Raw genomic sequence first — 11,501 nt, forward strand, 5'->3', positions numbered from 1 at the left:
CGGCCCTTGAGGCCATCAGCCTTGGCAGTGTAGTGGTCGCCACCAACAGCCTGGGGATCGAAGACATCATCGATGACGGAGAAAACGGACTACTCGTCGAACCGGGAAACCCGCCGGCTCTGGCTGATAAAATCCGCATGGTCCTGGAGGATACTTCCCTGGAGGCGAGGCTTAGGGTGAAGGGTATCGAAAAAAGCAAGATCTTTTCATGGAAAGCGGCGACAGACCAACTGGAAAAACTGCTTTACGGTGGTTCTTAAACCATAGAGGAGTGGGATCCTCAGGGGATCTGACATCTTATACATAAGGATTCCGAAAATGGCTCTCATGGGAAAAATAGCTTACCTGGCGCCGGAGATTCCAGCCCTCTCCGCCACCTTCATCTTTAATGAAATCTTAGGGCTTGAAAAAAGGGGTTTCAAGGTCGTGCCGATCTCCGTCCATCGACCCGGGGATCCGGCCTGGGGAGAAGGGATCCCCGGACTCATGAAGCGGACCTGTTACCTGTACCAGCAATCCCGCGTGATCCCCACGACGGATGTTATCAAATGTTTCATGAAGAACCCCTTCTCCTTCTTCTCAACCTGGAGGATGTTTCTCTCTGACGCTCGGAAGATAGGCCTGAAAACCCGCTTAGGTTTCGGGCTGTTGTATCGTTTCTTCTTCTCCTGCAAGGTTGCCGAGATACTCAAAGGCGAGGGCTGCCGTCACCTTCACGCTCATTTCGCCCATGTCCCGGCGGACATCGCCATGTACGCCTCCGGGCTGGCGGGCATTCCTTTCACTTTTACAGCCCATGCGAATGATCTCTTTCAAAGGGCATGGCTGCTGCGGGAAAAAGTCGCCCGGGCCAAGGCATGTATCACCATTTCCAAATACAACAAAAGATTCCTGATGGCCCAGGGGGCCGAGGGGAGAAAGATACAGGTCGTACGATGCGGGGTCCGGGTGCAGGATCTTTTCCCGAAACGAAAAAGATCTCCTGAATCGCCCTATGTTATCGGCTCATGTGGGAGGCTCGTCGAAAAGAAGGGAATGGATGTTCTCATAAGGGCACTTGGGCTTCTTAAATCAAGAAGCACGAATTTTCGGCTGGAGATCGTGGGTGACGGCCCCCTCAGGGAAGCCTTAGGGGAGATGGCCATCGAGGAGCATATTCGTTCCAGCGTGATCTTCAAAGGCCCCATGTACCACGATGAGGTCCTGGACTGGCTCTCTCGACTGGATCTCTTCGTCCTGGCCTGCCGACGAGACCGCTTTGGGGACCAGGACGGCATTCCGGTAGCCCTTATGGAGGCCATGGCCGCAGGGGTCCCTGTGGTCTCAACAGGGATTTCGGGTATCGGAGAACTGATTGAAGACGGAAAAACCGGCCTTTTGGCCCGGGCGGGAGACCCGGTATCCCTTTATGAGAAGATCCGGTGGATGATGGAGAGCCCTCTTGCAGCCGGGAGGCTGGCCCGGGCGGCAAAACGCCATGTGGGACGGAAATTCAACGAGGATGCCAACCTGAACCGGCTTGCCGTCCTTTTCATGGGATGTGCTTCATGAAGGGAAACAGGGCCGGCATTGTCATCATCTCACCCGTAAAGGACGAGTCGGCCTATATCGGCCGGACCATCCGGTCGGTCCTGAATCAGACTTTCCGGCCCTCGGAGTGGGTGATCGTGGATGACGGTTCCGAGGACGACACGGCACGGCTTGTCCGCGAGATGACCCGGGGTCATGACTGGATCCGGCTCCTGAGAAAACCGGGCAGAAGTGAGCGGGCAGTCGGTCCCGGCGTTGTGGAGGCCTTCTATTTCGGTTACGAACGCATCAGGTGCCGCAATTACGAATACATCTGCAAGATGGACGGGGACCTTTCCTTCGGTTCCACCTATTTTGAACATCTGCTCCGGAAGTTCCGGGAAGACCCTCGTCTTGGGGCGGCCAGCGGAAAACTGTTCTTGTTTAGCGGAGACCATGGCCCGGTCGAGGAGCGCATCATCGATGAAAGCGTCCTGGGAGGACTCTTCCTTGCCAGGAGAAAATGCTTCGAAGATATCGGAGGATTTGTCCGGGAGGTGATGTGGGACGGCATCGCCTTTCATCGCTGCCGCATGGCCGGGTGGCGGACCCGGAGTTTCCGTGACCACGAACTCAGGATCATTCATCACCGCATGATGGGTTCATCCCACCGCAGCGTATTCAACGGTCGCATCAGGTGGGGACGGGGGCAATACTTCATGGGGACCCATCCCCTTTATATACTTGCAAGCGGTTGCTACCGCATGGCTGAAAAGCCTTATATCCTCGGAGGGCTCCTGATCATCGCCGGGTACTTCTTGGGATGGATCAAACGTCATGAAAGATACGGCTATCCGGGTTTTCGGGAATCTCTCAGGACCTGGCAACTTGAAAGGCTGAAACTATGGAAGCATATGGGACGTATGGGAACCCGGCCGAAAACCGATAAAGAGGAACGAACGATCCGTGATGGAAAACTTCTTCCGCAAGCGACTCCCGAACGAATGTCAATAAAGGAGATTTGATGGAGGGATCGAATCACACGGCGGGGACAGGCATGAAACAACTTTCGGTGATTATCATCAGTTACAACACACGCGATATCCTGAAGGAATGTCTTCGCCGCGTCATGGACTACGGGCGGGACCTTGACATGGAAACCATCGTGGTCGACAACGCATCGACCGACGGATCTCCCGTCATGGTCAGGAAAACTTTTCCCGAAGTCACCCTGATCACAAGTCCGAAGAACCTGGGTTTTGCCGCAGGAAACAACCTGGGCCTTAAACGGGCATCAGGTCGCTTTCTGCTTCTCCTCAACTCCGATGCCTACCTTATGCCCGGCGTGCTGCAATCGACCCTCCAGTGGATGAATACCCACCCCCGATGCGGGATACTGGGCGTGAAACTCACGGGAGAGGACGGCTCTCTTCAGCCTTCGGCAAGGAGGCTTCCCAACCCCTTGCGCAAACTGCTTACGATCAGCGGAGCCGCCGCCAGGTTTCCCGAGTCAAGAGTGCTTGGTGAAACCGACCATTCCGCGCAACGGCATGCAAAAACAAGAGAAACGGCCTGGGTGCCGGGGGCCTTTTTCCTGATAAGGAGGGAAGTCGTCGAGGATATCGGATTTCTGGATGAAAGGTATTTCCTTTATTTTGAAGAGATCGATTTCTGCCTGAGGGCCAGGCGGGCCGGGTGGAAAATCTTCTACTATCCCCATGCGAGGGTGATCCACCTGGGCGGGGAGAGCAGTAAGCGCACAAACAAACCTATAAGCCGAAGCGGCTGGCAGTTGATCCGGTACCGGCTGGAGAGCGAATTCCGCTATTACCGAAAGAACTTCGGATGTGTTTACGTTCTGGCTGCTGCAGGGACGGAATTCTTATGGCATTTCCTTGTCTGGACGAGAAACCGTTTGAACGGGATTCGACGGCGGGAAAAAACAGATCGGGCGTACTTTATGATGCGGGCCATTGTCAACACCTTGATCAGGGACCGGTTCGGCCTGGGCGTTTCAGGATAGGAGGAAAGGCAAAAGGATGCCTGAGCGGGGAAAAACAAGAATCAAACCATGGGTACTGATTCTCTCAACGGCCGCCCTGTGTATGATTCTTGCCTCCTGTGCCGGCATCAACCCCCTTCCCGACCCTTCCGGGCAGGAGGGCGGGGGGTTTACCACCCTCCCGGCCTATCGGGACGTTGACTATACCCCGGCCTCCCTTGTTCAAAAGCTCTCAGAAGGGATCGATGAATCCTATCTTATCGGCCCGGGAGACGTCCTGGCCCTGAAGGTCTGGAAGCGGCCCGAAGTATCGGATCCGGAAATCATTGTCGGTCCCGACGGGGCCATCACGGTCGAACGTATAGGGAACATCCGGGCCGGCGGCCGGACCCGGGAAAGCGTGGCCGGGGAGATCAAGAACAAACTGTCCCGGCTGTACCATGACCCGGAAGTCACCCTGATCGTCAGGAAGTACACGAATAACAGGGCCTTTGTTCTGGGCCGGATCGAGAGACCGGGTGTGGTCCACTTCCCCGGGAAAGGGACCCTCCTGGAAGCCCTCTCCCTTGCAGGAGGGCTTCCGGCCAAGCACAGGGGATTTTCCCTGAACCGGTGCGCCATAATCCGGGGAAAAGATCTTGTGATCTGGATCGACCTCAGGGAATTGCTGAACAACGGCAACATGGCCCTGAATGCGAGAATACAAAACAACGATGTGATCTTCATCCCTGAAGACCAGGATGAGATCGTCTATGTCATGGGTGAGGTGCAGCACCCAGGGGCCGTCAGGATCAAGACCCGGCTCTCCTACCTTGAGGCACTGATGATGTCCGGGGGGCCCACCAAAAACGCAAACCTGAAAAAGACCTATCTCCTTCGCTTTGACGGGGACCGCCGCTGGGTCAAAGAGATCGACCTGGACGCCATGCTGAACAAAGGAGACCTTCGAAGCAATTACCAACTGCAAGGAAACGACGTGGTCTATGTGGCGGAAAGGGGCATCAGCCGATTCAACTATGCCCTACAGCAATACCTGCCTGCCCTCCAGGTCTTGAGCCTGTCCACCTCGGTTCTGGAAAACTTCGGCGTGATGCAGGAATTCAGGCGAAAGGCCTTTGGGCAAAAGGGTTTTGTAAATCCGTAACCCCGAGGAGCGCAAGGGAAAACCAGCCGCCGGGACCGCTGGGAAGATCCCCCGGGCTTTTGGAGCGAACATGGTCGACGGAGGAGAGGATACCCGATATCCGGTAACACCGAAAAAACCCTTTGACCTGCTGGAATCCCTGGGCAGGCATTGGCTGAAGATCCTTGTCTTCGGGACCGCCCTCTTCCTTTCCTTTATGCCGCTCTTTCTGGTAAAGGCCAGGCCCTACTATACCGCTACGGGCAAACTCCGGGTGTCTCCCGTCGTACCCACCTTCATCGCCCGTTCCGAGGAGTCTCCCATACTGGGATATTACGGCCGCTATGTTCAAACCCAGGTGGACAGGCTCAAGGACCCCGGGATCATCGAAAAGGCCCTCCTGAGGCTTCCTCCCGGCCTCAGGGCGGCCTTTGTTCCCGGGGGTGCCAGCCTCTCCAGGGCAGCCGAAATCCTTGCCGATCGACTGGAGGTGACCCACAAGCGAGGGACCCATCTGATATTTCTGAAACTGACCGGGGGAACCCCCGAGGGACTCGCCGAGGTGATCAACCGGCTGATGGAGGTCTTTCTCGAGGAGGTTCAGGCCCAAGAAGAAGGTAAGGACCATCGACGCCTCTCCTACCTCAAGGAGGAAAAAAAACGAATCGAGAAACAGATAGCCGCCCAGACCCGCCTGTTCGAGGATGTGGCCAAGGCAGTGGGCACCTCATCTTTCGAAGAGGCATACAACATCCACAATGTGGAGTTTGAAACCCTCCAGAAACAGTATCTGAAGGCCTATAACCTGCGGGTCGAGGCGGAGAATCGCCTCAAAGCGGCCCTTCAAGAGACCGAGGTCGTCTGGGAAGTCCCGCTCGATCCCCTGATCGAGGAGAGGGTCAGTGAAGATCCCGTCCTCCGGCAGATAGACATATACTCCTACAAGAAGATACAAGATCTCGAGGCATCCTTGGAAGGGCTGGAGGAAGGGAACCCGGACCGAAAACACATCGAGGCCAGGATCAAGGAAATCCAGGAGAAGATCAGCCGGATCAAGGACAGGGTCTCGGAGGGGGCCCTTCGGGTCATTTACGGAAAGCGAACGTCCGAATTGCAGGAAAAGATCCTCAAGGCCCGATCCGAGTTCGAAGCGGCCAAGAGGACGGAGGAAGAGATCAAGGAAAAACTCAACCGTGCCCTGGAAGCAAAGACCAGGATTTCATGGAAAATCCATTATGGGAAGCAGATCAAGGGTAAACTCGATCACTTGAAAAACCTATTGAACCGTATCGATGAGCGCATCTATACCCTGACGCTTGAATCCAGGGCCCCGGGTAGAATCGTGCTCGAATCCAGGGCCAAGGTCCCTGATATCCCGACAGGGAGCAATACTAAAAAATTCGCCCTATTATTGTTCGCCATGGCCTTCGGGGGTGTGAGTGTCCTGGGCGTGCTTTATGATCTTCGGGACAATCGGGTTCGGAGCCGGAAAGATGTTCGAAACGCCCTGGGCGCGGATCCCACTTGGCCGATCTCGGATTACAGGCTTACGGGATCGTCCGAGATCCCATTTTCTGAAGTGACCCTCTCCGATCCCCTCAATGTCGTCTCCAAAGCCATACACAGCCTGGCCGCAAGGCTGGACAATGAACGCCGAACCCAAAATGCAAAGATTTTCCTGTTCACAGGTACCGACAACGAGTGCGGAACCACCGAAATCATGCTCAACGCCGCCCACGTCATGACGAAGTTGTGCCCGCGGGGGCTCGTCATCGAGGCGAACTTCAAGGATCCGGATATCAAGGGGATCGTCCGGCCCCGGGAAGTCAAGCCCGGACTCGTGGACATCTTGCTGGGCCGGGCGGAACCCGCTGATTGCATCTTCCGGGACGAAAAAAGGGGACTCGACGTTATTCTCCTTGGGGGACCTCCCACGACCGAGGAGATCGCCTCCATGGAACGCGCCAGGATTCACGGGACTCTCGAAGAGTTGAAAAAGACTTATGATTTCATCTTTCTGGACACGGAACCCCTCCTGGTAAGCGATCTGACCGAGTATCTGGCCCTCAAGGCCGACGTGGCCGCCCTTGTGATCCAGGGGGACCGCAGCCTTTACCGATGCCTTTACGCATCAGGTCGGATACTCATGAAACTCAAGGTTCCCGCTATCGGCGCCGTGCTTAACTGGGGCGGTCCCAGGTGGCGAAGCAGGATCCAGCTTACGGTATCCAGGTTGATCTGGCCTTTTCAGAAAAGGCTGGTCCATCCTCCGGGCGAAGATCTGGAGCGGGTGATTCCGTTGGTGAAGAAAAAACTCCTCTACGACGCATGAACCTTTTCGTTCACATAGCCATGTTCGGATGGATTCCGGTGGTGATCGCTCTGTTTTCGAGGCTCAGGCCCCGCCATGCGGTCATCGTCTCCTTCCTAACCGCATGGCTCTTCCTCCCGAACGCCAGCTATTCCCTGGCGGGGTTGCCGGACTACACCAAGATGTCGGCCACCTGCTGGGGTATTCTGCTCGGTGCCCTGCTGTTTGACAGAAAGCACCTCTTCTCGTTCCGGGTCCGATGGGTGGACCTGCCCATGATCGTCTGGTGTCTCTGCCCGGCGGCATCCTCCCTGAGTAACGGACTGGGTCTTTATGACGGCCTCTCCAGCGCCCTTCGGCAGACCGTGACCTGGGGATTGCCTTACATGACCGGGCGCATCTATTTCAAGGACCTGGAGGGCCTGCGGGAGTTTGCCCTGGGGATCTTCATCGGCGGTCTCATTTACGTTCCCTTGTGCCTGTACGAAATCCGCATGAGCCCACAACTTCACTACATCCTTTACGGTTTTTACCAGCACAGCTTTGTCCAGACGTTCCGTTACGGCGGGTGGCGCCCCATGGTCTTCCTTGAACACGGCCTGATGGTGGGAACCTGGATGGCCGGCGCCTCCCTGATCGGTCTGTGGATCTGGGCCAGCGGAGGAGTTCGGAGATTATTGGGGATCCCGGTGGCCTGCCTGCTCCCCTTGCTCCTCCTTACCACCGTGCTTATCAAGTCCACGGGAGCCCTTTTCCTCCTCGCCCTGGGGACCGCCCTCCTCTTCCTGTCCGCCAGATCGAAAAAACCCCTGCTCGTGTTCTGCCTTGTGGCCGTTCCCGTCCTATACATGACGGTGCGCATTACCGGATCCTGGAGCGGCGGGAACCTGGTTTCCTTTGTTTCCGTCCATATTAACGAGGAAAGGGCGAAATCCCTTGCCTATCGGTTCAGGAACGAAAACCTGCTTACCGAAAAGGCCTTGATTCGTCCCGTGTTCGGATGGGGCGGCTGGGGGAGGTCCAGGGTCTATGACGAACAGGGCAAAGACATCTCGGTGACCGACGGACTCTGGGTGATCGCCCTGGGGACGAACGGCCTGGTGGGATTGGTGTCCCTGACCTCGTCGATCCTGATGCCCCTCTTCGTGGTGATGCGACGTTACCGGGCTGAGGACTGGCTTCATCCCGCCGTGGCGCCCGCCGTGGCCCTTGCCGCCCTGCTCGGTCTTTACATGATCGACAACCTTCCGAACGCCATGGTCAATCCCATTTTCATGGTGGGAGGGGGCGGCATAACCGCGCTTCTTTCGGAATCCCTTCCCTCCCGGGAAGATGTCCCTTCCAGGAGTGAGCCCTTTTCGGAAGAAGCCTTGCTTCAGCCCAGGTTCTTGTAACCTTTTTCAGACGATGGAACACGATAGATGAAGGCAAGGACCCTTTTACAAAAGATGATCAGGCCGGAAGAACATTCCCTGAAAATCCGGGGTATCCGGGCGGCTGCCTGGAGTTTCCTGGCAAAGGGTGTGGAGCACGCCTTCCGTATGGCCGGGAATCTCGTGCTCACGCGCCTGCTTTTTCCCGAGGCCTTCGGGATCATGGCGACGGCCTTGGCGGTCCTGACCGTGATCCACCTGTTCTCCGATACGGGAGTGCGCACCAGTATCATACAAAATCCCCGGGGGGACGAACCTGAATTCCTGAACACGGCCTGGGTCATCTCCCTTTGCCGCGCCGTGCTGCTTTCCATTGCCGTCGCCCTGCTCGCCTGGCCGGTCTCCCATTATTACAACCACCCCGAACTGAAAGGGATCCTCCTGGTCCTGGCGCTCCATCCCTTGATCCTGGGCTTAGAGAATCCTGCCTTCGTCCTTTTCATCAAGCGGTTCCGGGTCGAGAAGCAGGTGCTGGTGGATCTCGGAGCCCAGGTCCTGGGTCTAACGGCCTCCATTGTCCTGGCATATCTGCTTCGCTCCGTGTACGCCCTTGTCGCCAGTCCCCTCCTCTCCTCCCTCAGCAGGGTCGCTGCCTCCTATCTGCTCCAACCCTATAGGCCCCGCCTGGAATGGAACAAAAAGGCATTCGAGGAGCTATTTCATTTCGGGAAGTATATCTTTTTCAATACCATCGTTTCCGCTGCGGTCATGAATTCGGATGTGCTGATGATCGGTAAAATGCTGGACATGGAGACCCTGGGGACTTACAGCATAGGCCGCAATATCGGTCTGATGGTATGGTTGTTTTGTCTTCAAGTCTTCGCCCAGTCTTACCTGCCGGCAGTGAGTACCGTAGCCGGAGATCCGGCCCGGATCAGAAACATATACAGGAAGACCACAGCCTTGGCCCTGGCCTTTGCAGTTCCCGTTTCGATCCTCCTTTCCCTGTTTTCCGGAGACATCATCCGGATGCTTTACGACAGCCGATACGAGAATGCCTCCATCGCCCTTTTCTGGATCAGCGCCAGCGTGATCTTCCGCGTCATCAGCCTGGCCAACAGCAACACCTTCATCGGTACCGGACGGCCCGTCTACGAGACCCTGTCCATGGCGGTGGGACTGGCCGCCCTCTGCCTTTTTATCCCCCTGGGAGCCCGATTCCGGGGACTGGCCGGCGCGGCGGGGGGCATGTTCTGTGGGATGGTGGTCGTCACCGCGGCGGAGAGTGTCTTCATGGTCCAGGGAATCAAGTTCCCCCTCAAGGTCGCCCTCTATCCCTGGATCCAGGCTCTGCTCCTCTCTTTCGCCATGGTGGGACTCTTCAGGTTCGTGAGACCCTGGCTTGCCGGCGGGTCCTTTTTCAATCTGCCCTTCCTGGCGATCATGGGAAGTGCGGGTTTGGTCCTGTCGTTGGGTGTATACGTTCTTTTCCAGGGGCTTCATCCTTTCAGGGACAAAGCGCCGAAGCAATGGGAAGGAGAGCTCTCTCCATCATGAAACAGAATATAAACCCAAATTGTGCGTTAATAATGAAATTGATCTTTATTGCAATATGTTAAAGCATTCTGGCAACACCCTATGGGTGAAGGGTAAAGGGTTAAAAAAATGTTTTCAGGAACAAGAGAAGATTTGAAAATCTATCCCAACTTCAGCAACCCCGGCCTGTGGGTGCTCACGGTCTACAGGTACGGCAGGTGGGCGAGGAACATCCGGATATGGGGAATACGCTGGATCTGCGACCGGATTTACTGGATTCTCCATTCCCTGGTTTCCACATTGACAACAGTACATCTCCCCAGAGAAGTCAAGATCGGAAAGTGCTTCCACATGATCCATCCCATGTCCATCATGATTCACCCCAGGACTGTGATCGGCGACCATGTGGGCATCATGCACGAGGTGACCCTGGGTACGAAAGGGACCCGTGGTGCGCCGGTAATCGGAAACCATGTCTTTATAGGGGCGGGGGCAAAGATCATAGGGGCCGTCCGAATCGGTGACAACGTGGATATCGGGGCCAACGCAGTGGTGTTGAAGGATGTACCCCCGGATTCCCTGGTGGTTGGAAACCCCGGAAGGGTCATCGAGAAGGGTCCCGGGGAACGGGAAGTCCCCCTGAAAACGGAAGGAGAGATTCAAGATGAAGCCTAAGACAATGATCAAAAAAGCGATGGTATGCTGCACCTCCCTGCTGGGCCCGCACCTCCCCGTGATCGCCCAGCAACACTGGATTTGTAAGCATGTGACCCCCCTGATGCTCGATGAACAGATCCTTCCCAACACCCTCGTGGAACGGCCGTTGAAGGGGATGGGAGCCAAAATCCTCTGCAATCCCCACCTTTATACCCATCGGATGCCGTACTGGTGCGGAAGGCTTTACGAAACCGAACTGGAAAACTACCTCCGGCAAAACCTCAACCCTGGAGACACGGTCATCGATGTCGGGTGCAATGCGGGGCACATCTCAGTGCTGGCAGCACACCTGGTCGGCCCCGGGGGCCGGGTGATCGCCTTTGAACCCAACCACGCCTTGGCTGAGCGCGTCATGAACTTCGTGGAAGAGAAAAACCTCTCCCAGATAAAAATTTATAAATTCGCCCTGGGGGGAGAGGAGGCCACAGGAACACTCCATCTCAACAGGGATGATCCCGGATCGAGCACACTGCGTTCCCTGGGGGAAGATTCCGGGGGAGCCCCCGGGGGGTTTGACACTGAACGGTCATGCGAGATCCGAACAGGCGACGAGGTGCTCGGCACCGAGAATCTGCCGGGACGGGTCTTTTTGAAGGTTGACGTGGAAGGGTATGAAACGCAAGTCCTGGAGGGAATGCCGAGGACACTGCGTAGTCAAGTGAGCCATGCAGTTATCGAGGTGACCCCCCGATGGCTGGGAGGAAGGAAAGGCGTATCCGGACTCTTCGGCCTCATGGCGGATGCGGGCCTCAGTCCCCATGTGCTCCAGCCCTCAGGGCGGATCGGACCTCCCCTTAAGGCCGAGTCCATCGATGAACAGGTCAACGTGCTGTTCTTACGAAGGCCGTTGGAGCCATGAAGGATTCTCTTGATCTCCATCCTCCCCGCCCCCGGATATACACAGGCACCTTGTGGGCTTTCGTTTCCGGC

At 56.4% G+C, this 11,501-nt stretch carries 10 protein-coding genes; all 10 read left to right on the plus strand.

All coding sequences use genetic code 11. The annotated features are described in order from the left end of the window. The coding region (locus tag JRF57_13725; protein ID MBW2304756.1) for a glycosyltransferase family 4 protein at positions 1 to 260 on the plus strand (260 nt) is incomplete at its 5' end. 58 nt (positions 261 to 318) lie between these two features. After that, complete coding sequence (locus JRF57_13730) at positions 319 to 1,551, plus strand: glycosyltransferase (GenBank protein ID MBW2304757.1); 1,233 nt, start codon at positions 319 to 321, stop codon at positions 1,549 to 1,551. After that, a complete protein-coding gene (locus tag JRF57_13735; protein ID MBW2304758.1) occupies positions 1,548 to 2,534 on the plus strand; it encodes a glycosyltransferase family 2 protein in 987 nt (328 codons plus the stop codon). The genes JRF57_13730 and JRF57_13735 overlap by 4 nt, the downstream gene beginning before the upstream one ends. Beyond that, complete coding sequence (locus tag JRF57_13740) at positions 2,534 to 3,532, plus strand: glycosyltransferase family 2 protein (GenBank protein MBW2304759.1); 999 nt, start codon at positions 2,534 to 2,536, stop codon at positions 3,530 to 3,532. Before JRF57_13735 ends, JRF57_13740 begins: the two co-directional genes overlap by 1 nt. Positions 3,533 to 3,548: 16 nt before the next feature. Next, positions 3,549 to 4,655: a polysaccharide biosynthesis/export family protein gene (locus JRF57_13745; protein ID MBW2304760.1), complete on the plus strand. Its 1,107-nt coding sequence runs from the start codon at positions 3,549 to 3,551 to the stop codon at positions 4,653 to 4,655. A 70-nt stretch (positions 4,656 to 4,725) separates the two neighbouring features. Beyond that, positions 4,726 to 6,966, plus strand: a complete 2,241-nt coding sequence (locus tag JRF57_13750) for a hypothetical protein (GenBank protein ID MBW2304761.1) — start codon at positions 4,726 to 4,728, stop codon at positions 6,964 to 6,966. Beyond that, on the plus strand, positions 6,963 to 8,339 hold the full coding sequence (locus JRF57_13755) for an O-antigen ligase domain-containing protein (protein ID MBW2304762.1): 1,377 nt from the start codon (positions 6,963 to 6,965) through the stop codon (positions 8,337 to 8,339). The genes JRF57_13750 and JRF57_13755 overlap by 4 nt, the downstream gene beginning before the upstream one ends. A 27-nt stretch (positions 8,340 to 8,366) precedes the next feature. Then, positions 8,367 to 9,875 (plus strand): lipopolysaccharide biosynthesis protein, encoded by a 1,509-nt coding sequence (locus JRF57_13760; protein MBW2304763.1) that lies wholly within the window; start codon positions 8,367 to 8,369, stop codon positions 9,873 to 9,875. 108 nt (positions 9,876 to 9,983) lie between these two features. Then, a complete protein-coding gene (locus JRF57_13765) occupies positions 9,984 to 10,529 on the plus strand; it encodes a serine acetyltransferase (GenBank protein MBW2304764.1) in 546 nt (181 codons plus the stop codon). After that, positions 10,519 to 11,430 (plus strand): FkbM family methyltransferase, encoded by a 912-nt coding sequence (locus tag JRF57_13770; GenBank protein ID MBW2304765.1) that lies wholly within the window; start codon positions 10,519 to 10,521, stop codon positions 11,428 to 11,430. Before JRF57_13765 ends, JRF57_13770 begins: the two co-directional genes overlap by 11 nt. Positions 11,431 to 11,501 lie beyond the last annotated feature (71 nt).

The sequence above is a fragment of the Deltaproteobacteria bacterium genome, from assembly GCA_019310525.1.
Classification (GTDB): Bacteria; Desulfobacterota; DSM-4660; order Desulfatiglandales; family HGW-15; genus JAFDEE01.

Bases quoted from the DNA above. Each gene is read 5' to 3' on its own strand.
- JRF57_13730 (MBW2304757.1), top strand. From the start codon at position 319: ATGGCTCTCATGGGAAAAATAGCTTACCTGGCGCCGGAGATTCCAGCC.
- JRF57_13735 (MBW2304758.1), top strand. From the start codon at position 1,548: ATGAAGGGAAACAGGGCCGGCATTGTCATCATCTCACCCGTAAAGGAC.
- JRF57_13740 (MBW2304759.1), top strand. From the start codon at position 2,534: ATGGAGGGATCGAATCACACGGCGGGGACAGGCATGAAACAACTTTCG.
- JRF57_13745 (MBW2304760.1), top strand. From the start codon at position 3,549: ATGCCTGAGCGGGGAAAAACAAGAATCAAACCATGGGTACTGATTCTC.
- JRF57_13750 (MBW2304761.1), top strand. From the start codon at position 4,726: ATGGTCGACGGAGGAGAGGATACCCGATATCCGGTAACACCGAAAAAA.
- JRF57_13755 (MBW2304762.1), top strand. From the start codon at position 6,963: ATGAACCTTTTCGTTCACATAGCCATGTTCGGATGGATTCCGGTGGTG.
- JRF57_13760 (MBW2304763.1), top strand. From the start codon at position 8,367: ATGAAGGCAAGGACCCTTTTACAAAAGATGATCAGGCCGGAAGAACAT.
- JRF57_13765 (MBW2304764.1), top strand. From the start codon at position 9,984: ATGTTTTCAGGAACAAGAGAAGATTTGAAAATCTATCCCAACTTCAGC.
- JRF57_13770 (MBW2304765.1), top strand. From the start codon at position 10,519: ATGAAGCCTAAGACAATGATCAAAAAAGCGATGGTATGCTGCACCTCC.